The following is a 22,193-nucleotide window of genomic DNA, read 5'->3' as shown; positions in this document are numbered from 1 at the left end:
ACGAATCGCGCAGCTTTGTGTCAACTTTTATGCAAGATGCGCAAATGCCTGCTGGCACCAGATCATGATCGGGTTCCAAGCCAGGCCCAGGGCCAGCAGCGCCAGGGCGTTCACGCCCAGCACCACGCCCAGCACGCGGTCGTTGTTGCGCGGCATGGCCTCGCCCACCGGCTCATCGAAGTACATGACCTTGATGACGCGCAGGTAGTAGAAGCAGCCGACCACAGCGCACAGCACGCCGAGGATGGCCAGCCACAGCAGGCCGCCGTTGACGGCAGCGCCGAGCACGGCCAGCTTGGTCCAGAAGCCCAGGAACGGCGGGATGCCGGCCAGCGACGCCATGATGCACAGCACCAGGCCGGCCATCCACGGGTTGCGGGCGTTCAGGCCCTTGAAGTCCTCGATGTTCTCGGCTTCAAAGCCGGCACGCGACAGGGCGATGATCGCACCGAAGGCGGCGGTGGACATGATGGCGTAGGCCAGTGCGTAGAACAGCGCGGCGGCATAGCCCTGCGCGCCGCCACCGGCGATGCCCATCAGCAGGAAGCCGATGTGCGACACGGTGGAGAACGCCAGCATGCGCTTGAGGTTGCTCTGCGCGATGGCCATCAGGTTGCCGATGACCAGCGAGACGGCGGCCAGGCCGGCGATCAGCAGCTGCAGTTCGGTCGACAGCGGACCCACGCCCATTTCCAGCAGACGGTAGGCCATGCCGAACGCGGCCAGCTTCGGTGCCGAGCTGATGAACAGCGCGATCGGTGCCGGGGCGCCCTGGTAGACGTCGGGCAGCCACATGTGGAACGGCGCGGCACCCAGCTTGAAGGCCACGCCGGCGATCATGAAGACCGCACCGGTGATCAGCAGCACGCGCTCATCCGAATGCGGGATGGCGGCCTGGATGGCATCCAGATGCAGGCTGCCGGTGGCGCCGTAGATCAGCGACATGCCGTACAGCAGCAGGCCCGAGGCCAGCGAACCGAGGACGATGTACTTCATCGCCGCTTCCGAGGCCAGGCCGCTGTCGCGGTTGCTGGCCACCAGTGCGTAGGAGCACAGGGCCAGCAGTTCCAGGCCGAGGTAGACCATCAGCAGGCTGCCGGCCGAAACCAGGATCATCATGCCGGCCGTGCCGAACAGGATCAGCACCGGGATCTCGCCCTGGAACAGGTTGCGGTCGCGCAGGTAGCGCCAGCCATAGACCAGGGTCAGGCCACTGAGCAGCACGATCCCGGTCTTCATCACGTCCGCGGCGGTATCGCGCACGAACATGCCGTGGAAGACCTCACCCTGCCCGCCCACGCCGGTGGCGAGCATGAACAGCACCACGGCCAGCGCAGCGACCGAGAACAGGTGGGTGACGATCTTGTTCCGGTTGCTGACGAACAGGTCGAGGATCATCAGGGCGAAGGCGCTGCCGATCAGCACCAGCTCGGGGGCGAGCGGTGGCAGGTCGGCGGCGGTCAATGGCAGCAGCGGCGAGGTGGTCATCATCAAATCCTGGAATTACAGCAGCTTGCTGGATGCGATCTGCATCGCCAGCTTCGCGATCGAGGGCTCCATCAGGTCGGTCAGCGGCTTGGGGTAGATGCCCAGGGCCAGCACGCCGATGGCGAACACGGTGAGCAGCGCCCACTCGCGGCCGTTGATGTCCTTCAGCTCGGCCACGTGGCTGTTGGCCACTTCGCCGAAGAAGATGCGCTTGTACAGCCACAGGGTGTAAGCCGCACCGATGATCAGGGTGGTGGCAGCGCCCAGGGCGATCCACGGATTGCGCTGGAAGGCGGCCAGGATGACCATGAACTCACCGGCAAAACCACTGGTGCCCGGCAAGCCGGCATTGGCCATGAAGAACAGCATGGCGAAGGTGGCAAACCACGGCATCACGTTGACCACGCCGCCGTAATCGGCGATGCGGCGGCTGTGCATGCGGTCGTACAGCACGCCGACGCAGGAGAACATCGCGCCGGACACGAAGCCGTGCGAGATCATCTGCACCATGGCGCCCTGCAGGCCCAGGCGGGCCGCATCGGCGTTGCCGGCTTCACGCACCAGCCACAGGGCGATGAAGGTACCGAGGGTGACAAAGCCCATGTGCGCGATCGACGAATAGGCGATCAGCTTCTTCATGTCGTCCTGCACCAGGGCGACCAGGCCGACGTAGATCACCGCGATCAGCGACAGGGCGATCACCAGCCAGGCCCACTCGCTGGACGCATCGGGCACGATCGGCAGGTTGAAGCGCAGGAAGCCGTAGCCACCGATCTTCAGCGCGATGGCGGCCAGGATGACCGAACCGGCGGTCGGCGCTTCCACGTGGGCATCCGGCAGCCAGGTGTGTACCGGGAACATCGGCACCTTGACCGCGAAGGCGATCAGGAAGGCGAAGAAGATCCAGGTCTGTTCCTTGGCGCTCAGCGGCAGCGCGTACAGATCGGCCAGCTGGAAGCTGCCGCCCTTCATGTACAGGTAGATCAGTGCCACCAGCATCAGCACCGAGCCGAGGAAGGTGTACAGGAAGAACTTCATCGCGGCGTAGATGCGGCGCGGGCCGCCCCAGACACCGATGATGAGGAACATCGGGATCAGCATCGCCTCGAAGAACACGTAGAACAGCATCGCGTCGGTGGCCGAGAAGATGCCGACGGTGACGCCTTCCAGGATCAGGAAGGCGGCCACGTACTGGTTCACGCGCTTGTCGATGGCGCTCCAGGCGCCCAGCAGGGCCAGCACACCCACCAGGGTGGTCAGCAGGATCAGCGCGATGGCGATGCCATCCACGCCCAGGTTGTAGCCGATCTTGTACGCCGGGATCCATGCATGGGTCTCGACGAACTGCATGCCATCGGCAGCCGGGTTGTAGCCGCTGAGCAGCGAGAGACTCGCAACGAAAGTCAGCAGCGCCACGCCGATGGACGCCCAGCGGGCGGTCTGCGCATTACGGATCGCAAGGATCAGGGCACCGCCGAGGATCGGCAGCCAGATGAGGACACTGAGTAGGGGCCAGTTCGACACGTCTTCTTATTCCGTACAGGTCATCAACGCAGGTAATGCATCAGCACGCCCAGCAGGGCAATCAGGCCGATGATCATCGCGAAGGCGTAGTGATAGAGGAAACCGGATTGGGTACGACGCAGCACGCCGGCTGCGACGTCCACAACACGTGCCGAGAGATTGACCACGCCATCGACGATGTTGCTGTCGATCCAGCGTGCGACCTTGCCGAGCTTGACGCTGCCACCGGCAAAGCCATCGATCCACAGCTTGTCGAAGCCATACTTGTTTTCCAGCACCGACACCAGTGGGGCGAAGGTCTTGCGTGCCTTGCCCGACAGGTCCGGCTTCCACAGGTAGAACAGCGCGGCCAGCAGGAAGCCTGCGACGGTCAGGAAGAACGGCGGCAGCATCATGCCGTGCAGCGCGAACGCCACCGGGCCATGGAACTCCTCGCCGAGGAAGGCCACGGTGTTCTTGGCCGGATCGTAGAAATCGACGATGCCGGTGAAGAACGTGGTCGCCTGGCCCTTGATCGCTTCGTGGGCGTGGTGGCCGGCCCAGTCGGTGCCGTGCAGCATCGGACCGATGCTGAAGAAGCCGATGGCGATCGAGGGGATGGCCAGCAGGATCAGCGGCAGGGTCACCACCCACGGGGTTTCGTGCGGCTCATGCGGACCGTGGCCGTGGCCGTGGTCGTCATGGGCATCGCCGTGGTGCGCGTCGGCGTGGTGTGCATCGGCAGCATGATGGTCGTCATGGCCGTGGTCATCATGGTGCGCGTCACGGAAGCGCTCCGGACCATGGAAGGTCAGGAACAGCAGGCGGAAGCTGTAGAAACTGGTGACCAGCACGCCACCCAGCACGGCCCAGTAGCCATAGGTGGCCACCCAGGTGCCCTGCATGTGGGCGTGGATCTCGGCGGCCTCGATGATGGTGTCCTTCGAGTAGAAGCCGGAGAAGAACGGCGTACCGACCAGGGCCAGCGTACCGATCCACATGGTGATGAAGGTGATCGGCATGTACTTGCGCAGGCCGCCCATCTTGCGCATGTCCTGCTCGTGGTGCATGGCGATGATGACCGAGCCGGCACCGAGGAACAGCAGCGCCTTGAAGAAGGCGTGGGTCATCAGGTGGAACACGGCCGCCGAGTAGGCCGACACGCCCAGCGCCACGGTCATGTAGCCGAGCTGGGACAGCGTCGAGTACGCGACCACGCGCTTGATGTCGTTCTGCACGATGCCGATCAGGCCGGTGAAGAACGCGGTGGTGGCACCGATGAACAGAATGAAGTTCAGCGCGGTCTGCGACAGCTCGAACAGCGGCGACATGCGGGTGACCATGAAGATACCGGCGGTCACCATGGTCGCGGCGTGGATCAGTGCCGAGATCGGGGTCGGGCCTTCCATCGAATCCGGCAGCCACACGTGCAGCGGCACCTGGGCCGACTTGCCCATGGCGCCGATGAACAGGCAGATGCAGATGACGGTGGCGATCGACCAGACAACCGGGTCACTCAGCAGCTGCATGCCGAACAGGGTGCCGTCCCAGATCTGCATCTTGGCTTCCGGGCTGGCCAGTGCGCCGGCCTGCGAGAAGACCTGCGAGTAGTCCAGGGTGCCGAACACCCACAGCACGCCGGCGATGCCCAGCAGGAAGCCGAAGTCACCGACGCGGTTGACCAGGAACGCCTTCATGTTGGCGAAGATCGCGGTCGGGCGCTTGAACCAGAAGCCGATCAGCAGGTACGACACCAGGCCCACCGCTTCCCAGCCGAAGAACAGCTGCAGGAAGTTGTTGCTCATCACCAGTGTGAGCATCGAGAAGGTGAACAGCGAGATGTAGCTGAAGAAGCGCTGGTAGCCCGGGTCTTCTTCCATGTAGCCGATGGTATAGATGTGGACCAGCAGCGACACGAAGGTCACCACCACCATCATCATCGCGGTCAGCTTGTCGACCATGAAGCCGACATGGGCTGAGTACTGGCCCACTTCAAAGAAGGTGTACAGGTTCTGGTTGAACGGCTGCGCGCCGCCCCAGACCAGCTGGTACAGGGTGTACATCGACAGGGCGCAGCTGATGGCCACGCCGAGGATGGTGACGGTCTGGGCGCCGAAGCGCTTGACCTGGCGACCGAACAGGCCGGCGATGATGCTGCCGAACAGCGGTGCAAGCACCACTGCGATCAACAGACTCTTGGAGAGAGTGATTTCCATCTGTGGATCAGCCCTTCAGCGAATCGACTTCGCCGACATTGATTGTGCGGCGGGTGCGGAACAGGGTCACCAGGATCGCCAGGCCGATGGCGGCCTCGGCAGCGGCGACGGTCAGGATGAAGAACACGAACAGCTGGCCTGACGGGTCGCCCAGCTGGCGCGAGAAACCGACGAAGTTGATGTTCACCGACAGCAGCATCAACTCGATGGACATCAGCAGGACGATGATGTTCTTGCGGTTGAGGAAGATGCCGGCAAGGCTGATGCAGAACAGCACCGCGCCCAGCGCCAGGATGTGGCCGAGAGTGATCATGCCTGGGTCTCCTCGTCGCCCGCGACCGGCTTGGTGTTGCTGTGGACCAGCGGCTGTTCGGCGTCCATCTTGACCATGCGCAGGCGCTGGCCCGCCTTGACCATGGTCTGGTCGCCCGGGTTCTGGCTCTTCACGCCGGTACGGCGGCGCAGGGTCAGCATGACGGCGGCCACCACGGCCACGGTCAGGATGACGGCGGCGAACTCGAACGGCAGCAGGAATTCGGTGAACAGGCTGCGTGCCAGCCAGGTGATGTTGGACGTGTCCGCGGCCAGGGCCGCAGCGTTGTCGGTCGGGAAGGCGTTGACCGCCCTGCCTTTCACGCCGATCAGGATCAGCATCTGCACCAGCATGGCCACGGCCACGATCAGGCCGACCGGCAGGTAGCGAACCCAGCCCTCACGCAGGTTCGTGGGATCGATGTCGAGCATCATCACCACGAACAGGAAGAGCACCATCACCGCACCGACGTAGACCAGCACCAGGGCGACACCGAGGAACTCGGCGCCCACCAGCAGCCACACGCAGGCGATGGAGAAGAAGGTCAGCACCAGGCAGAGCACGGCGTGAACCGGGTTGCGCACGCTGATCACCGCACCGGCCGAAACCGTTGCCGCGATGGCGAACACCCAGAAAGCGATATTTACCCAATCCATCTCTCGACCTCAGCGGTAAGCGGCATCGGCGGCACGACGCTCGGCGATCTCGTTTTCGAGACGATCGCCAAGGGCCAGCAGCTGCGGCTTGGTAACGATGTTTTCGCCACGGTTCTCGAAGTGGTACTCGAGGATGTGGGTTTCGACGATCGAGTCCACCGGGCAGCTTTCTTCGCAGAAGCCGCAGAAGATGCACTTGAACAGGTCGATGTCGTAGCGGGTGGTACGGCGGGTGCCGTCCTCGCGCTTGGCCGAGTCGATGGTGATGGCCAAGGCCGGGCACACCGCTTCGCACAGCTTGCAGGCGATGCAGCGCTCTTCACCGTTGGGGTAACGGCGCAGGGCGTGCAGGCCACGGAAGCGCGGCGACTGCGGGAACTTCTCCATCGGGTACATCATCGTGTACTTCGGCTTGAAGCTGTACTTCAGCGTCAGCCACAGACCGGCCAGCAGTTCGAGCAGCAGCAGGCTCTTGAAGTAATGGGTAATCCTGTTCATCACTTAGACGCCCTTTTGAATCACGCCGAAGAACACCATGACGGCGGTAACCGCGATCCACAGAATGGCCAGCGGGATGAAGACCTTCCAGCCCAGGCGCATGATCTGGTCATAGCGGAAGCGCGGGAAGCTGGCACGGAACCAGATGTAGGCACTGGCGAAGAAGAACACCTTGACGAACAGCCACGGTGCACCGCCCTTCCAGATCCAGTCGACCAGCGGCGAGATGTTGCCCAGGTCGACCCAGCCCTGGATCGGGCTCAGCCAGCCGCCGAGGAAGAAGATCGAGATCAGGAAGCTGATCAGGATCATGTTCGCGTATTCGGCCAGGAAGAACAGCGCAAAGGCACCGCCGGAGTATTCGACCATGTGGCCGGCGACGATTTCCGATTCGCCTTCCACCACGTCGAACGGCGCGCGGTTGGTTTCAGCCACGCCCGACACCCAGTAGATGACGAACAGCGGGAACAGCGGCAGCAGGAACCAGTCGAAGAAGCCGGAGCTGCCGGCCTGGGCCATCACGATGCTGCTCAGGTTCAGGCTGCCCGAAGCGATCATCACGCCGACCAGGGCAAAGCCCATGGCGATTTCGTAGCTGATCATCTGCGCCGAGGCGCGCATGGCACCCAGGAATGCATACTTCGAGTTGGATGCCCAACCGGCCAGGATGATGCCGTAGATGCCCAGCGAGGTCATCGCCAGCAGGTACAGCAGGCCGGCGTTGGCGTTGGACAGCACGATCTGCGAGTCGAAGGGCACCACCGACCAGGCGGCAAACGCCGGGGCCAGAGTGATCAGCGGCGCGAGCAGGAAGATCGCCTTGTTGGCGCTGCTCGGCTGCAGGACTTCCTTGAACAGCAGCTTGAAGACGTCGGCGAAGGCCTGGAAGATGCCCATGCCCACGTACATCGGGCCGTGGCGGACGTGCATCCAGCCGATCAGCTTGCGTTCCCAGACCACGTAGAAGGCCACCGAGACGATCACCGGCACGGCGATTACCAGGATCTTCAGGATGATCCAGATCAGCGCGCCGATATCACCGAGGGCAAGCAGCCACTGGTGCAGCGGGTCGACCGCGTTCAACAGCAATTCGTTCATGCAGCCACCACCGATGCGCGAGCGGCACCCAGCGGCGCGGTCGCGCCGTGGCCCGATTCAATCCAGACCGAACCCGCAGCGACGCGGGCGTCGACCACCACCGGCAGGGTGGCCTTGCCGGCATCGGTGCCGACCTTGGCCATCTGCCCTTCCTGCAGCTGCAGGCGCGCGGCATCGTCAGCGTTGAGCACGATGCGCGGGGCGTTGTTCAGCGGATGCGACTGCAGCGCCGGCGCGCGACGGACCACCGCATCGGTGCGGTAGATCGCAGCGGTCGAAGCCACTTCCAGACCTTCGCCGGCAACGGCCGGCTGGGCCGAGGCGGCAACGGTGACCGACACCGGTGCCAGGCTGGCACGCAGGCCGGCCAGGTCGGTGAAGTCGAAACCGGCCAGGGCCATGTCGCCGCCCAGCGCACGCAGCACGCGCCAGCCTTCACGGGCCTCGCCCGGCAGCTTGCCGCCGGCACGGGCCGACTGCTCGCGACCATCGAGGTTGGTCAGGGTGGCATCGATTTCCGGCAGCGCGCCGATCGGCAGGATGACGTCGGCAACGTCGCGGGTAGAGACGCAGGCGAACTGGCTGAAGGCCACCACCTTGGCACCGACCAGCGCCTTGCGCGCGGCCGGAGCATCGGCGAAGTCCAGGCCCGGTTCCAGGCCGTACACCACGTAAGCCTGGCGCGGCTGCGCCAGCATGGTGGCCACGTCCTTGCCGGCCGGCAGCACGCCGGCGCGGGTCAGGCCCACGGCATTGGCGCCCTGCGGGATGCGGCACAGCTTGGCACCGGTGGCGGCAGCGAAATCACGCGCAGCGGCGCGGATCGCGGCGGCCTGCGGGTGGTTCTCGGCGATGCCACCGACGATCAGCACGGTGTTGGTACCGCCCTGCACTGCCGAACGCAGTTCTTCGCTGGCCAGCGCGTCGACGAACTTCGACGGGGCGACGATCTGCTTGCCGGCAATGCTGAAGGCAAAGTCGAAGTCCACCGGGTTGACGACGTGGATCTTCGCGCCCTTGGTGGTCTGCGCCTTGCGCAGGCGGGCGTGCAGCAGCGGCAGTTCGTGGCGGATGTTGCTGCCCAGAACGACGATGCGGTCGGCGCCCTCGATTTCGGCCAGCGGCAGGCCGAACACTTCGGCGGTTGCGGCGTCGGAGAAATCGCGGTTGTTGATGCGGTGGTCGATGTTGTGCGAGCCCAGGCCCTTGGCCAGGCGGGCCAGCAGCGCGCCTTCCTCGTTGGAGGTGGACGGATGCACCAGCACGCCCAGGTGGTCACCCTGGTGGGCCTTGAGGATCTCGGCGGCCGCGGCCAGGCCTTCGGCCCAGCTCACTTCCTTCCACTCGCCGTTGACCTTGCGCAGCGGCTTGACCGCACGGTCTTCGCTGTACAGGCCCTGGTGCGAGTAGCGGTCACGGTCGGACAGCCAGCACTCGTTCACCGCTTCGTTGTCGCGCGGCACGGTGCGCAGCACTTCGCCGCGACGCACGTGCAGGAACAGGTTCGAACCCATGGCGTCGTGGTAGCCCAGCGATTCGCGCGCGGTCAGTTCCCACGGGCGGGCGCGGAACTGGAACACCTTGTTGGTCAGCGCGCCGACCGGGCAGACGTCGACGACGTTGCCGGACAGCTCGGTGGTCAGCGGCTTGCCGTCGTAGGTACCGATCTGCAGGTTCTCGCCGCGGTACATGCCACCCAGTTCATAGGTGCCTGCCACGTCGGCGGTGAAGCGCACGCAGCGGGTGCACTGGATGCAGCGGGTCATCTCGGTGGCGACCAGCGGCCCCATGTCCTCGTCGGGCACCACGCGCTTGCGCTCGTTGAAGCGGCTGACCGAACGGCCATAGCCCAGCGAGACGTCCTGCAGCTCGCATTCGCCGCCCTGGTCGCAGATCGGGCAGTCCAGCGGGTGGTTGATGAGCAGGAACTCCATCACCGAACGCTGGAACTTGAGCGCCTTCTCACTGCGGGTGGCGACCTTCATGCCGTCCATCACCGGGGTGGCGCAGGCCGGCGCCGGCTTCGGCGACTTCTCCACGTCCACCAGGCACATGCGGCAGTTGGCGGCGATCGGCAGCTTCTCGTGGTAGCAGAAGCGCGGAATGGAGATGCCGGCCTTGTCGGCGGCCTGGATGATCATCGAGCCCTTGGGCACGACCAGCGACTTGCCATCGATCTCGATGGTGACGTGATCGGGTGGGACGCTCGGATTTACGGGTTGCGCGCTCATGCAGCGGCTGCCTCCACCTTCTTGCCGTCAACCATCGAATGACCGTTGACGATGTAGTACTCGAACTCGTCCCAGAACTGGCGCAGGAAGCCCTGGATGGGCCATGCAGCCGCTTCGCCGAACGCACAGATGGTGTGGCCTTCGATCTGGCCGGCCACCGCCTTCAGCTGGTGCAGGTCTTCCATCGTGGCCTTGCCGGCGACGATGCGCTCCAGCACGCGGTGCATCCAGCCGGTACCTTCACGGCACGGGGTGCACTGGCCGCAGGATTCCTTGTGGAAGAACTGGCTGATGCGGCAGGCGAACTTGACGCAGCAGACGCTGTCATCGAGCACCACGACGGCGCCCGACCCCAGGCCGGAGCCCAGTGCACGGATGGTGTCGTAGTCCATCGGCAGGCCCTTCAGCTCGGCCGCGGTCAGCACCGGCATCGACACGCCGCCCGGGATCGCGCCCTTCAGGGTGCGGCCCGGACGCAGGCCACCGGCCATTTCCAGCAGGTCGTCGAAGGTGGTGCCCAGCGGCACTTCAAAGTTGCCGCCGTTCTGCACGCAGCCGGAGACCGAGAAGCACTTCGGGCCGCCGTTGGCGGTCAGGCTCAGGCCCTTGAACCACTCCGGACCGTTGCGGATGATCGCCGGCACCGAACCGTAGGTTTCGGTGTTGTTGATCGTCGACGGCTTGCCGTACAGGCCGAAGTTCGCCGGGAACGGCGGCTTGTAGCGCGGCTGGCCCTTCTTGCCTTCCAGCGATTCCATCAGCGCGGTTTCTTCGCCGCAGATGTAGGCGCCGGCGCCCAGGGCACCGTAGATGTCGATGTCCACGCCCGAGCCCATCACGTTCTTGCCCAGCCAGCCATTTGCATAGGCATCGGCCAGGGCCTGTTCGAAGTGCTCGAACGGCTCGTGGTGGAACTCACCGCGCAGGTAGTTGTAGCCCACGGTCGAGCCGGTGGCGTAGCAGGCGATCGCCATGCCTTCCACCACCGAATGCGGGTTGTAGCGCAGGATGTCGCGGTCCTTGCAGGTGCCCGGCTCGGATTCGTCCGAATTGCAGAGGATGTACTTCTGCATGTTGCCCTTGGGCATGAAGGACCACTTCAGGCCGGTCGGGAAGCCAGCGCCACCGCGGCCGCGCAGGCCCGAGGCCTTGACCATCTCGATGACCTGCTCCGGCGGGATCTTCTCTTCGAGGATCCTGCGCAGGGCGGCGTAGCCACCGGTCTTCAGGTAGCTTTCGTACGACCACGGGGTGTCGTAATGCAGGGTGGTGTAGACCACCTGGTGCGGCAGCGGCGCGGGGCCGACCGGACCCTTGGATTCGTGGTGATGTGCCATGCCCTTACTCCAGCCCGTCCAGCAGCTCGTCGACCTTTTCCAGGGTCAGACGCTCATGGTAGTGACCGTTGATGACCATCATCGGTGCGCCACCGCAGCCAGCCAGGCACTCTTCCTCACGCTTGAGGTAGACGCGGCCGTCCGGGGTGGACTGGCCGTGCTTGATGCCCAGCTTCTTCTCGCAATGGCGCACGATGTCTTCGGCGCCATTGAGCCAGCAGCTGATGTTGGTGCAGATGGCCACGTTGTTGCGGCCCACCTTCTCGGTCTCGAACATCGAGTAGAAGCTGGCCACTTCGTAGGCCCACACCGGCGGCAGGTCCAGGTACTTGGCCACGCCGGCGATCAGCTCGTCGGTCAGCCAGCCCTCGTTCTGCTCCTGGGCCGCGTGCAGGCCCTGCAGCACGGCAGAGCGCTTGCGGTCCGGCGGGAACTTGGACAGCCAGTGATCGATGTGAGCGCGCGTCTTGTCGCTCAACACCACCATCGGGTCGACGTCGCGCGCCGCCTCGAAATTACCTGTCGCCTTCATCGGCCGACCTCAGCGAAATGCATAACGTGAAATTGCAGAAACTGCGGCGCCGGCTTGCGCCGGCTGCCTGCAGCGGGCGTTGGCGTGGCGGACGGCATTACCGGTCAACCTCGCCGAACACCAGATCGTAGGTACCGATCATGGCCACCACGTCGGCCAGCATGTGGCCGCGCACGATCGAATCGATCGAGGACAGATGGGCGAAGCCGGGGGCACGCAGGTGCACGCGGAAAGGCTTGTTGGCGCCATCGGAGACCAGGTAGCAGCCGAACTCACCCTTCGGGGCTTCCACCGCCGAATAGGTTTCACCGGCCGGCACACAGTAGCCTTCGCTGAACAGCTTGAAGTGGTGGATCAGCGCTTCCATGTCGTCCTTCATGTCCTCGCGCCTGGGCGGAGCGACCTTGAAGTTCTTCACCATCACCGGGCCCGGGTTGGCCTTCAGCCACGCCACGCACTGCTTGATGATGCGGTTGGATTCGCGCATTTCGGCAACGCGGACCAGGTAGCGGTCGTAGCAGTCGCCTTCCTTGCCCAGCGGGATGTCGAAATCGACGGCATCGTACTTGGCGTACGGACGCTTCTTGCGCAGGTCCCAGGCAATACCCGAACCGCGCAGCATCACGCCGGTCATGCCCCACTGGTGGGCCAGTTCCGGGCTGACCACGCCGATGCCGACCGTACGCTGCTTCCAGATACGGTTGTCGGTCAGCAGGGTTTCGTATTCGTCGACACGACCCGGGAATTCGTTGGTGAAGTTTTCCAGGAAGTCCAGCAGCGAGCCTTCACGCGAAGCATTGAGCTGCTTCAGCGCCTTGCCCTTGTGCCAGCGCGATTCCTTGTACTTCGGCATGTGGTCCGGCAGGTCGCGGTAGACGCCGCCCGGACGGTAGTACGCTGCGTGCATGCGCGCGCCGGAGACGGCTTCGTAGCAATCCATCAGCTCTTCGCGTTCGCGGAAGGCGTACAGCATGACCGCCATCGCACCCAGGTCGAGCGCGTTGGAGCCCAGCCACATCAGGTGGTTCAGGATGCGGGTGATTTCGTCGTACATGGTGCGGATGTACTGCGCACGCTCGGGCGCTTCGATACCCATCAGGGTTTCGATCGCGCGCACGTAGGCGTGCTCGTTGCACATCATCGACACGTAATCCAGGCGATCCATGTAGCCGATCGACTGGTTGAACGGCTTGGACTCGGCCAGCTTTTCGGTACCACGGTGCAGCAGGCCCACATGGGGGTCGGCACGCATGATGGTTTCGCCGTCCATTTCCAGGATCAGGCGCAGCACACCGTGGGCGGCCGGATGCTGCGGGCCGAAGTTCATGGTGTAGTTGCGGATTTCCTGGCGCAGTTCGGCCGGGTTGCTCGCAAATGCCTGGTGGGCTTGATGGAACTCACTCACTTCACTGCCTCCTGCGCGCGCTCACCCTCTGCGGTCTGCAGACGGGCGTCGTCGCGGATCACGCGCGGCACGCCGACGCGCGGCTCCACCGAGGTGACCGGTTCGTAGACCACGCGCTTCTTTTCTTCGTCGTAGCGGACTTCGACGTTGCCGATCAGCGGGAAATCCTTGCGGAACGGATGGCCGACGAAACCGTAGTCGGTCAGGATCCGGCGCAGGTCCGGGTGACCTTCGAAGATCACGCCGTACAGGTCGAACGCTTCGCGCTCGAACCAGTTCAGGCCCGGCCAGATGCCGGTCAGCGAGGACACCACCGGCAGTGCTTCGTCAGGGGCGAAGCAGCGCAGGTGCAACATCAGGTTGTGCTGGTAGGAGCGCAGCTGGGCGACCACGGCGAAACGCTGGGTCGGCATGTGCTGCGGGCTCGCGCCGTCGGCACCGTTTTCCTCGGTGGGGAACTCGCCCCACGCGAAACGGCCCTGGGCCTTGCCTTCGACACCCCGGCTGAAGCCCTGCGAGGACACGTCAGCGGTGTCCCATTCGTCGGAGCCATAGCCCAGGTAGTCGACGCCGCAGAGATCCACGGCCTGCTCGAAACCAAACTCGTCACGCAGCGCCAGCGCGGTGGCATGCCACTCGGCGGCAGGCACCTCCAGCGTCACTTCGCCGCGGGGTTCGACCACGATGACCTTCGCACCAGCGAAACGTGCGGACAGTCGGTCGATGAAGGATGCTTGCTCTGCCATGGGGGCTTGGCGCGCTCTTGTAGTGTGGAAGGGTCAGCGGGCGATGGTCTGTGTACGCCAGATCTTCTTCTGCAGCTGCAGGATCCCGTACACCAGCGCCTCGGCGGTCGGCGGGCAGCCCGGGACGTAGACGTCCACCGGCACCACGCGATCACAGCCGCGCACGACAGAATAGGAGTAATGGTAGTAGCCGCCGCCGTTGGCGCAGCTGCCCATCGAGATGACCCACTTCGGGTCCGGCATCTGGTCGTAGACCTTGCGCAGCGCCGGGGCCATCTTGTTGACCAGGGTGCCGGCCACGATCATCACGTCGGACTGACGCGGCGACGGGCGGAACACCACGCCGTAGCGGTCAAGGTCCAGGCGCGCGGCGCCGGCGTGCATCATCTCGACCGCGCAGCAGGCCAGACCGAAGGTCATCGGCCACATGGAGCCGGTGCGGGCCCAGTTCAGCAGCGCGTCGACGCTGGTGGTGACGAAGCCCTTTTCCAGCAGCGGGTTGTCGCCTTCCGGCCGCAGGATGTCATCAACCCGCCCTTCCGGGACCGGATTGTTCATGAGGCCATCGAGAGTCTGAATCACTCCCATTCCAGCGCTCCCTTCTTCCAGACGTAAATGAAACCGAGGAACAGCATGCCGACGAACAGGCCCATGGTGACGAGCGAACGGGCGCCCAGCTCCATGAAGACCTGGGTCCACGGCACGATGAAGATGATTTCCAGGTCGAAGACGATGAACTGGATCGCGATCAGGTAGTAGCGCACGTCGAACTTCATGCGCGCGTCTTCGAAGGCCTCGAAGCCGCACTCGTACGGCGAGAGCTTTTCCAGATCGGGGCGGCGGGGACCGAGGAATCGACCGATCAGCATCAGCGTGATGCCGATACCGGTCGCGACGATCAGAAACAGCAGAGACGGCAAATATTCGGCCAGCACAGCGATTCTCTCTTGCCTCTGCCGCCGCGCCTGCAGGCGCTTTGGCATGGGGGAGTGGACGGGAAACGGCTGGCGCGTTGCGCGCCAGGAGAACCCGCTTTACTTACAAATGGTGCCCAAGAGGGGACTCGAACCCCTACGACCTAAGTCGCTACCACCTCAAGGTAGTGCGTCTACCAATTCCGCCACCTGGGCAAACGATCACATCAGTCAAACCACCCGATGCGCCGCATATTGTAACCGTCTTCAGTCTTTCTGGGAGCCTTCCGAGGGCTTTTCTTCACCAGAAACCGAAGATTCCGCCTGAGGCGGCACAGTCGCGGCCGGAACCGGGGCTGCCGGGACCGCATCGGCCTTCGGAACGGCCGGGAGTTCACCTGCCGGAGCGGCCGGAGCGCTGGCCGCCGGAGCGGACATCAGGCCCAGGTCCTGGTCGGCCGCCGGACGGCTGCCGTGGCCGGCATACCAGGCCATGAAGAGGCTGATGCCGAAGAACACGACGGCCAGCCACTTGGTCGACTTGGACAGGAAGTTGGACGCGCCACGCGCGCCGAACACGGTGCCCGAGGCGCCAGCGCCGAAGCCCGAACCAGCCGCCGCACCCGAACCACGCTGCATCAGGATGAGCGCGATCATGGCCACGGCCACGAGCACGTAGACGACATTGAGGATCAACATCAGCATTGGGAATCCGCCCTCGGACAATACTTACAAGGATTAGTTCGCGACCGCCGCCTGCGCGATGGCCAGGAAGTCCGCGGCCACCAGGGAGGCGCCGCCGACCAGCCCACCATCGACATCCGGCTGCGCGAACAGTTCCCCGGCATTGTCGGGCTTCACGCTGCCGCCGTAAAGAATGGGCAGTGAATCAGCGATTCTAGCATCGATGCGCGCCACTTCGCCACGGATGAACGCGTGGACCTGCTGCGCCTGTTCCTTGCTGGCGGTCCTGCCGGTACCGATGGCCCAGACCGGCTCATAGGCGACCACGGCATTGGTGAAGCCGCTGGCGCCCACCAGGGCCAGCACCGGGGCCAGCTGGCCGGCGATGACCGCCTCGGTCTGCCCCGCCTCGCGCTGTTCGAGGGTTTCGCCCACGCACAGCACCGGCACCAGGCCGGCGTGCATGGCCGCAGCGAACTTGCGCGCGACCAGCTCACTGCTTTCATTATGGTACTGGCGGCGCTCGGAGTGGCCGACCAGGCCGTAACGGGCCCCGACCTCATGCAGCATGGCCGCACAGACCTCGCCGGTGTAGGCGCCCTTCTCGTTGCTGCTGACGTCCTGGGCGCCGAACAGCAGGCCGGTTTCGCCGAAATCCTCGACCAGCTCGCCCAGGTAGGGCAGCGGCGGAAGGATGACCACGTCCACCCCGGCCTTGGGCAGCCCCGCAGCCACCTGGCCCAGCAGGTCAGTGGCGAATTGACGGCTGCCGTGCAGCTTCCAGTTTCCGGCGACGATCTTGCGGCGCATGAGCGGGTGGCTCCTGTATGAAGTCAGCCGCCCATGATACCCGTTACGGCAAAAACCCGTTTCCTTGTAAGCGGTTACATGGATTTTCAGCGAACGGCGCAGCCCCTCGTGGCGGGTCGGCTGGGTTGGTCGCGAAAGGCCCGGTTGGATTCGGTGGCTTGGTCGGCGAGGCAGGGGCGCGGGACACGCCGTGAACCCATCCATGGGGGCTCGTAGGCGCCATCCATGGCGTCTGCGGTCCCGCGCCCCTGCGCCGCCCGGCCTCTGACACATCCCGGCGGTTCCGGCCGCCACGGAAAGAAAAAAGAAGAGCAAGAGCAAGAGCAAAAGCAAGAGCAAAAGCAAGAGCAGCACTTCGGCCTGTTCCGGGGTCGGATCCCTCCCCGCAGGAGAGGGATCTGACCCCTACCCCACTTCGATCTGACAGATGTGTCGACCAAGGTCGACACCTACCAGGAGCCGCCCGTACCCACCGTCACCGGGAAACTGTCGAAGGCGGGGAGGTGTCGGATGGCGGGGTGTCCGCGGCATCGATGCCGCGGCCAAGCCCCCAGGGATGGGTTTACGGCGTCCCCGCCATCCGACACCTCCCCGCCCGACAAGCAATAACCCAGAGCCGCCTTGGCTTTGGCTTTGGCTTTGGCCTCTGCGGGTGCAGGGCGGCAGCCCTGCAAAGAAAAAGCCGCCTTTCGGCGGCCTTCTCATTACTTCAGCTTGATTTCGCGCAGGCGTTCCTCGAGGAAGCCGTGGGCGGTGATCGGCTCCGGGTACCGGCTCGGGTTTTCCGGGGTGATGCACGAGGGCAGCACGTCGATCAGGAAATCCGGGTTCGGGTGCAGGAAGAACGGCACCGAGTAACGCGGCTGGCGGGCCAGCTCACCCGGGGGATTAACCACGCGGTGGATGGTCGACGGATACACGTGGTTGGTCAGGCGCTGCAGCATGTCGCCGATGTTGACCACGATGGTGTCGGCGTCGGAGGTGAACGGCACCCACTCGCCCTCATGCGACTGCACTTCCAGGCCCGCGGCGCTGGCGCCGACCAGCAGGGTGATGAAGTTGATGTCGCCATGCGCACCGGCACGCACGTTCGGGATGTCGTCGGTGGTGATCGGCGGGTAGTGGATCGGGCGCAGGATCGAATTGCCGAAGTTGGTCTTGTCGGCGAAGAAGTCTTCCGGCAGGCCGATGTGCAGGGCCAGCGCCGACAGCACGCGCGAACCCAGGTTGTCCAGCGCCTGGTACAGGCCGTAGCCGCGCTCACGGAAGCCCTCGACCTCGGACGGCCACAGGTTCGGCGCCATCACGTCACGGTACTTGGAGTCGTCGGCGATCTCGCGGCCGATATGCCAGAACTCCTTCAGGTCGAAGTGCTTGGAGCCCTTGGCGGTTTCCACGCCGAACGGGGTGTAGCCGCGGGCGCCGCCGCTGCCGGCCACATGGTATTTGCGCTTGACCTCGTCCGGCAGGGCGAAGAAGGCCTTGAACACGTCGTAGGCCGCGTCGATGTCGGCCTGCGCGATGCCGTGGTTGCGGATGCCCGCGAATCCCCATTGGCGGTAGGCCGCGCCCAGCTCGGCCACGAAGGCCTCGCGGTCGCTGTCAAAACGGGTGATGTCGAGGGTCGGGATCTGGCTCACAGCGGTTCCTGGCTTGTCGTTGGGTCAAAGGGCCGGCAGCTGTCTGCCGGCCAGCCTGAACATTGTGACATATCGGCCAGAACGCACCGCCGACACAATGAAACAAACCGATACAATGCGCCACCCGCGCGAGCAGGCGGCCCCTGCGGGCCCTCATGCAGCCCGCCCCCCCATGCCGCACGTTCCAGTCTCTGCCCGCCCCCTGCACCATGTCCGTTGTCCTGCCCAACTCCGCCCCTGCCCTGCTTTCCGCATCCAGCCGCCGCTGGCAGCGCCTGGCGTGGTGGTCGCTGTTCATTACGGGCACCGCCGTTCTGGCCCTGCTGATCACGCTGGGCAACGTGCCGCTGCGCGACAACCCCGGTGGCGACCTCGGCCTGGCCTATCTGGCCGTGGCCCTGCCCGGCCACCTTCTGGCCCTGGGCGCATTGGCCGGCGCACTGCCGCTGGCCATCGGCCTGTGGCCGCGCAGCGTGCGCACATTGACGCTTTCAGCTATCACGCTGCAGGCCCTGTGGCTGTGCCTGCTGCTGGTCGACGCCAAGGTCTTTGCGCTGTACCGGTTCCACCTCAATGCGATGGTCGCCAACATGGTGTTTGGCGGCGCGCTGCAGGACCAGGTCAGCCTGTCGTGGAAAACCTGGCTGCAGGTGGCCGGCCTGGTCGCTGCGATCTTCGCCGCACAGACGCTGCTGGCCTGGGCCTGCTGGAAAGTGCTGCCGCCGGCAGCACAGCGCCGCCGCGTCCTGCAGGCCTGGGTCGTGATGGCCCTGCTGATGGTGGGCGGCCAGGCCGCCACGGTCTATTACGACGCGCGGGGCGAGCGGGCGGTGATCGCCCAGTGGAACTACCTGCCCTGGGCGCAGCCCATAACGGCCAAGAGCTTCATGCGTCGGCTGGGGGTGCACAGCCAGGCCCAGGCCGGCCTGCCCGACCCGCGCCATGCGCAGCTGCAGTACCCGCTGCAACCGCTGCGCTGCCAGAGCCATCGCCGCCCGAATGTACTGATGGTGGTGCTCGAATCACTGCGCCACGACGCGCTGACCCCGCAGTACATGCCGCACACCTGGACACTGGCAGGCTCGGCCCGCGTCTACGACCACCATTTCAGCACCGGCAACGCGACGCGCTACGGCCTGTTCGGTCTGCTGTACGGCCTGCCCGGCGGCTACTGGCCGAGCATGCTGGATGAGCAGCGAGGCTCCCAGCTGTTCAAAGTGCTGCAGCAGCAGGGCTATGACCTGCACCTGTATGGCAGTGCGCCGCTGTACAGCCCCGAGTTCGACCGCACCGCCTTTGCCGACGTTCGCGACCAGCTGCACCAGGGACCGGCGGAACTGGATTCATCCGCGCGTGACCAGAGCATCGTCACCTCGCTGCAGCAGGACATCACCCGCAGCCAGGCCGGGCAGCGCCCGTGGTTTGGTTTCGTGTTCCTCGATTCCACCCACGCGCCGTACCAGATGCCGGCCGGCTACCCGCCGGTAGCCACGCCGATGGCCACCAGCATCGACTTCCTCAAGTTCGGCCCGGACCATGACCCGACGCCGGAACTCAACCGCTATCACACCGCCGTGCACTATGCCGACAGCCTGGTCGGCCAGCTGCTCGAGCAGCTGCGTGCGCAGGGCCTGGAGCAGGACACCATCGTGCTGGTGACCGGCGACCACGCCGAGGAGTTCAACGACCTCAAGCGCAACTACTGGGGCCACAACGGCAACTTCTCCAACCACCAGCTGCAGGTGCCATTCGTACTGCGCTGGCCGGACGAAGCCGGCGGCCACGACACACGCACCAGCTCCCACGAGGACTGGGTGCCAACCCTGATGCGGCATGCGCTGGGCTGCGAGAACGCGCTGACCGATTTCAGCACCGGGCAGGACCTGCTCGCCGTGCCGCAGGGCCCGCGCTCACTGGTGGTGGAGAGCTGGTCGCAGCGCGGCATACGCCATGGCGATGCGATCTACGTCTTCGACAAGTTCGGCAACGCCACCGCGCTGGACCAGCGTTACCAGCCGCTTCCGCAGCAGGCACCGGACCCGGCCAGCCTGCGCACCGCATGGGACGCGCTCACCCGCTTCCGCAACCGTTGAAATCCAGGACAGATTCACGATGAAACGCCCGTTGCGCATCCTCCACACCGAAGCCGCCAAAGGAATGGGTGGCCAGGAGATCTACATCCTTCGCCACATGCAGGTGATGCGTGCACGCGGCCACGAAGTCGCGCTGCTGTGCCAGCCCGACGCGCGGCTCGCCACGCTGGCCCGCGATGATGGCTTCACCGTGCACACCCTGCGCATGGGCGGCATGGCGCGGCTGATGCGCGGCATCTGGTCGGTGTCGCGGCTGGTGCGCCGCGAGCGCTACGACGTGGTCAACACCACCAGCCGCCGCGACACGCTGATCGCCGCAGCCGGTGCGCGCCTGGGCGGCACGCCGCTGGTGGTTCGCTCGCGCCACCTGATGAGTCCGGTCAACTCGCTGCTGACCTACACCGGCCTGCCGCACCGCGTCATCACCGTGAGCCGCTTCGTGAAGCAGCTGCTGGCCGAGCGCGGCATCGCCAGCGACACCATCGGCATCGTGCCGCCCATCGCGGTACCGCCGCGCTGGACCGACATCCGCAAGGATGACCCGTGGCAGTGCCTGCAGGACGTCCGCGCCGAGGTCCGCGCCGAACTCGGCTTCAGCGACGAGGACATCGTGGTTGGCTGCGTGGCGGTGCTGCGCGAGCCGAAGGGCCATGCCGACCTGCTGCGTGCGATCGCGCCGCTGTGCAGGGCCAACCCCCGCCTGCACCTGGTGGTGGTCGGCAACGGCGAGACCGTCATGCAGCGCCTGCTGGAAATGCGCGAGGAACATGGCCTGCAGCAGCAGGTGCACCTGCTCGGCTACCGCGACAGCGCCTGCCGGCTGATGACCGGCTTCGACATCTTCGCCCTCGCCTCGCACAAGGAGGCGGCCGGCACGGTGTTCCTCGAGGCCGCCTACGTGGCGGTGCCGATCGTCGCCACGCGGGTCGGCGGCGTACCGGAAATGGTGGCCGAAGGCAGCAATGCCATCCTCACCCGGCTGGGCGACAATGGCGCGTTGACCGCCGCCCTGCGCCTGCTGGTGGATGATCCGCAGCGCCGGCAGATGATGGGCCGTGCCGGCTGGGACTGGATGCGCAATGCGCACGATTTCAGCCCCGCCGGGCATGGCGAAACCACCGAACACTATTACCACCAGTGGCTGAAGGAGCTGGGACATGGCTGATGCGCGAACCGTTCCGGTGCTGATGCACCATCACGTCAGCCCCTCGCCGGGGATGATCACCGTCTCGCCGGAGAACTTCGAGAGCCAGATCGCGTGGCTGGCCAGCAACGGCTGGACCTCGCTGACCCTGGACCAGTACGCCGGCTTCCTGGCCGGCAAGCCGGTGCCGCGCAGGTCCATCGTCATCACCTTCGATGATGGCTACCTGGACAACTGGGTGTACGCACACCCGATCCTGCAGAAGTACGGCATGCACGCGGTGGTGTTCGTGGTGACCGGCTGGATGGGCGAAGGCGAGGTGCGCCCGCATGCAGGCATCGCCGGCGCGGCGCTGCCGTCGACGCCGGACCACCGTGGCTGCGAAGCGGCGATCTTCGAGAACGACCGCAGCGACGAGGTGATGATGCGCTGGAGCGAGGCACGCGCGGCGATCGAGGCAGGCACCTTCGAGGTGCATTGCCACACCCACACGCACACCCGCTGGCTGCGCCGCGACGACCTGGACCGCGCGCAGCGCCGGGCCGGCATCAGCCAGGACCTGGCGATCTCGCGGCAGGTGCTGCAGGACAACCTGGGCGAAGTGTCCGACACCCTGTGCTGGCCCTATGGTGATTTCGACCAGGACCACGTCGAGGTCGCGCGCGAGCATGGCTTCCGTTACCTGCACACCACCCACCCGTTCGGCCGCAACGTGGTCGGTGGCGACCCGGAACGCATCTACCGCTTTGCGATCCGCAACCGTCCGGCCAGCTGGCTGCGCAAGCGCATCGCGCAGAGCTACAACCCGCTGATCGCGCCGTTCTTCAATGGGTTCAAGGCGCGCCAGAAGAAGATGGTGCCGGGGCCCTGAGCGGCCCAGGCCAT

General features: G+C 65.3%; 20 protein-coding genes and 1 tRNA gene. 3 read left to right on the top strand and 18 right to left on the bottom strand.

Annotated features, from left to right (window positions below; translation table 11 throughout):
* Nucleotides 1-27: 27 nt before the first annotated feature.
* The 18 genes from nuoN to VER16_RS01325 form a co-directional block, all read right to left on the bottom strand.
* On the bottom strand, nucleotides 28-1,488 hold the full coding sequence (nuoN, locus tag VER16_RS01410) for an NADH-quinone oxidoreductase subunit NuoN (RefSeq protein ID WP_324805093.1): 1,461 nt from the start codon (nucleotides 1,486-1,488) through the stop codon (nucleotides 28-30).
* Nucleotides 1,489-1,503: 15 nt separating this feature from the next.
* Nucleotides 1,504-3,012 (bottom strand): NADH-quinone oxidoreductase subunit M, encoded by a 1,509-nt coding sequence (locus tag VER16_RS01405; RefSeq protein WP_324805092.1) that lies wholly within the window; start codon nucleotides 3,010-3,012, stop codon nucleotides 1,504-1,506.
* A gap of 23 nt (nucleotides 3,013-3,035) precedes the next feature.
* Nucleotides 3,036-5,207 (bottom strand): NADH-quinone oxidoreductase subunit L, encoded by a 2,172-nt coding sequence (gene nuoL / locus VER16_RS01400; RefSeq protein WP_324805091.1) that lies wholly within the window; start codon nucleotides 5,205-5,207, stop codon nucleotides 3,036-3,038.
* Nucleotides 5,208-5,214: 7 nt separating this feature from the next.
* On the bottom strand, nucleotides 5,215-5,520 hold the full coding sequence (gene nuoK, locus VER16_RS01395; protein WP_053519917.1) for an NADH-quinone oxidoreductase subunit NuoK: 306 nt from the start codon (nucleotides 5,518-5,520) through the stop codon (nucleotides 5,215-5,217).
* Nucleotides 5,517-6,176, bottom strand: a complete 660-nt coding sequence (locus VER16_RS01390) for an NADH-quinone oxidoreductase subunit J (RefSeq protein ID WP_108765757.1) — start codon at nucleotides 6,174-6,176, stop codon at nucleotides 5,517-5,519. Before VER16_RS01390 ends, nuoK begins: the two co-directional genes overlap by 4 nt.
* A gap of 9 nt (nucleotides 6,177-6,185) precedes the next feature.
* Nucleotides 6,186-6,674, bottom strand: coding sequence for an NADH-quinone oxidoreductase subunit NuoI (gene nuoI, locus VER16_RS01385; RefSeq protein WP_005410456.1), 489 nt, complete (start codon nucleotides 6,672-6,674; stop codon nucleotides 6,186-6,188).
* A 3-nt stretch (nucleotides 6,675-6,677) separates the two neighbouring features.
* Nucleotides 6,678-7,772: an NADH-quinone oxidoreductase subunit NuoH gene (gene nuoH / locus VER16_RS01380; protein WP_324805089.1), complete on the bottom strand. Its 1,095-nt coding sequence runs from the start codon at nucleotides 7,770-7,772 to the stop codon at nucleotides 6,678-6,680.
* Entirely contained in the window at nucleotides 7,769-10,003 is a 2,235-nt protein-coding gene (nuoG, locus tag VER16_RS01375) for an NADH-quinone oxidoreductase subunit NuoG (RefSeq protein WP_324805088.1), read from the bottom strand. The genes nuoH and nuoG overlap by 4 nt, the downstream gene beginning before the upstream one ends.
* The gene (gene nuoF / locus VER16_RS01370; RefSeq protein ID WP_108765760.1) at nucleotides 10,000-11,340 is read right to left on the bottom strand and encodes an NADH-quinone oxidoreductase subunit NuoF; all 1,341 of its coding nucleotides are present in this window, start codon (nucleotides 11,338-11,340) and stop codon (nucleotides 10,000-10,002) included. The genes nuoG and nuoF overlap by 4 nt, the downstream gene beginning before the upstream one ends.
* A 4-nt stretch (nucleotides 11,341-11,344) precedes the next feature.
* On the bottom strand, nucleotides 11,345-11,872 hold the full coding sequence (gene nuoE, locus VER16_RS01365) for an NADH-quinone oxidoreductase subunit NuoE (protein WP_108750221.1): 528 nt from the start codon (nucleotides 11,870-11,872) through the stop codon (nucleotides 11,345-11,347).
* A 97-nt stretch (nucleotides 11,873-11,969) separates the two neighbouring features.
* Nucleotides 11,970-13,277, bottom strand: a complete 1,308-nt coding sequence (locus tag VER16_RS01360; RefSeq protein ID WP_108765761.1) for an NADH-quinone oxidoreductase subunit D — start codon at nucleotides 13,275-13,277, stop codon at nucleotides 11,970-11,972.
* A complete protein-coding gene (locus VER16_RS01355) occupies nucleotides 13,274-14,023 on the bottom strand; it encodes an NADH-quinone oxidoreductase subunit C (RefSeq protein ID WP_324805087.1) in 750 nt (249 codons plus the stop codon). The genes VER16_RS01360 and VER16_RS01355 overlap by 4 nt, the downstream gene beginning before the upstream one ends.
* Before the next feature lie 33 nt (nucleotides 14,024-14,056).
* Entirely contained in the window at nucleotides 14,057-14,611 is a 555-nt protein-coding gene (locus tag VER16_RS01350) for a NuoB/complex I 20 kDa subunit family protein (protein WP_079222612.1), read from the bottom strand.
* Nucleotides 14,602-14,958 (bottom strand): NADH-quinone oxidoreductase subunit A, encoded by a 357-nt coding sequence (locus VER16_RS01345; RefSeq protein WP_079222613.1) that lies wholly within the window; start codon nucleotides 14,956-14,958, stop codon nucleotides 14,602-14,604. Before VER16_RS01345 ends, VER16_RS01350 begins: the two co-directional genes overlap by 10 nt.
* A gap of 110 nt (nucleotides 14,959-15,068) precedes the next feature.
* Nucleotides 15,069-15,153: transfer RNA gene (locus tag VER16_RS01340), tRNA-Leu, on the bottom strand.
* A 51-nt stretch (nucleotides 15,154-15,204) separates the two neighbouring features.
* Complete coding sequence (secG, locus tag VER16_RS01335) at nucleotides 15,205-15,642, bottom strand: preprotein translocase subunit SecG (RefSeq protein WP_324805086.1); 438 nt, start codon at nucleotides 15,640-15,642, stop codon at nucleotides 15,205-15,207.
* A gap of 33 nt (nucleotides 15,643-15,675) precedes the next feature.
* The gene (tpiA, locus tag VER16_RS01330) at nucleotides 15,676-16,431 is read right to left on the bottom strand and encodes a triose-phosphate isomerase (protein WP_324805085.1); all 756 of its coding nucleotides are present in this window, start codon (nucleotides 16,429-16,431) and stop codon (nucleotides 15,676-15,678) included.
* 704 nt (nucleotides 16,432-17,135) lie between these two features.
* Nucleotides 17,136-18,071 (bottom strand): isopenicillin N synthase family dioxygenase, encoded by a 936-nt coding sequence (locus tag VER16_RS01325; protein WP_324805084.1) that lies wholly within the window; start codon nucleotides 18,069-18,071, stop codon nucleotides 17,136-17,138.
* Nucleotides 18,072-18,280: 209 nt separating this feature from the next.
* Here VER16_RS01325 and VER16_RS01320 point away from each other — a divergent pair, with 209 nt between their 5' ends.
* The 3 genes from VER16_RS01320 to VER16_RS01310 are packed head-to-tail and all read left to right on the top strand — an operon-like array spanning nucleotide 18,281 to nucleotide 22,179.
* On the top strand, nucleotides 18,281-20,164 hold the full coding sequence (locus tag VER16_RS01320; protein ID WP_324805083.1) for a DUF3413 domain-containing protein: 1,884 nt from the start codon (nucleotides 18,281-18,283) through the stop codon (nucleotides 20,162-20,164).
* 19 nt (nucleotides 20,165-20,183) lie between these two features.
* Nucleotides 20,184-21,329, top strand: coding sequence for a glycosyltransferase family 4 protein (locus VER16_RS01315; protein WP_324805082.1), 1,146 nt, complete (start codon nucleotides 20,184-20,186; stop codon nucleotides 21,327-21,329).
* Complete coding sequence (locus VER16_RS01310) at nucleotides 21,322-22,179, top strand: polysaccharide deacetylase family protein (protein ID WP_324805081.1); 858 nt, start codon at nucleotides 21,322-21,324, stop codon at nucleotides 22,177-22,179. The genes VER16_RS01315 and VER16_RS01310 overlap by 8 nt, the downstream gene beginning before the upstream one ends.
* The last annotated feature ends 14 nt before the right edge of the window (nucleotides 22,180-22,193 follow it).

Source organism: Stenotrophomonas sp., from assembly GCF_035634915.1.
GTDB lineage: Bacteria > Pseudomonadota > Gammaproteobacteria > Xanthomonadales > Xanthomonadaceae > Stenotrophomonas.
This window is presented reverse-complemented; position numbering and strand designations above follow the sequence as displayed.

Coding starts and splice junctions, on each gene's coding strand:
- nuoI (WP_005410456.1), bottom strand. CDS start 6,674: ATGAACAGGATTACCCATTACTTCAAGAGCCTGCTGCTGCTCGAACTG.
- VER16_RS01315 (WP_324805082.1), top strand. CDS start 20,184: ATGAAACGCCCGTTGCGCATCCTCCACACCGAAGCCGCCAAAGGAATG.
- nuoH (WP_324805089.1), bottom strand. CDS start 7,772: ATGAACGAATTGCTGTTGAACGCGGTCGACCCGCTGCACCAGTGGCTG.
- VER16_RS01350 (WP_079222612.1), bottom strand. CDS start 14,611: ATGGGAGTGATTCAGACTCTCGATGGCCTCATGAACAATCCGGTCCCG.
- nuoK (WP_053519917.1), bottom strand. CDS start 5,520: ATGATCACTCTCGGCCACATCCTGGCGCTGGGCGCGGTGCTGTTCTGC.
- nuoL (WP_324805091.1), bottom strand. CDS start 5,207: ATGGAAATCACTCTCTCCAAGAGTCTGTTGATCGCAGTGGTGCTTGCA.
- nuoE (WP_108750221.1), bottom strand. CDS start 11,872: ATGAAGGCGACAGGTAATTTCGAGGCGGCGCGCGACGTCGACCCGATG.
- VER16_RS01390 (WP_108765757.1), bottom strand. CDS start 6,176: ATGGATTGGGTAAATATCGCTTTCTGGGTGTTCGCCATCGCGGCAACG.
- VER16_RS01310 (WP_324805081.1), top strand. CDS start 21,322: ATGGCTGATGCGCGAACCGTTCCGGTGCTGATGCACCATCACGTCAGC.
- nuoN (WP_324805093.1), bottom strand. CDS start 1,488: ATGACCACCTCGCCGCTGCTGCCATTGACCGCCGCCGACCTGCCACCG.
- VER16_RS01320 (WP_324805083.1), top strand. CDS start 18,281: ATGTCCGTTGTCCTGCCCAACTCCGCCCCTGCCCTGCTTTCCGCATCC.
- VER16_RS01355 (WP_324805087.1), bottom strand. CDS start 14,023: ATGGCAGAGCAAGCATCCTTCATCGACCGACTGTCCGCACGTTTCGCT.
- secG (WP_324805086.1), bottom strand. CDS start 15,642: ATGCTGATGTTGATCCTCAATGTCGTCTACGTGCTCGTGGCCGTGGCC.
- nuoF (WP_108765760.1), bottom strand. CDS start 11,340: ATGGCACATCACCACGAATCCAAGGGTCCGGTCGGCCCCGCGCCGCTG.
- tpiA (WP_324805085.1), bottom strand. CDS start 16,431: ATGCGCCGCAAGATCGTCGCCGGAAACTGGAAGCTGCACGGCAGCCGT.
- nuoG (WP_324805088.1), bottom strand. CDS start 10,003: ATGAGCGCGCAACCCGTAAATCCGAGCGTCCCACCCGATCACGTCACC.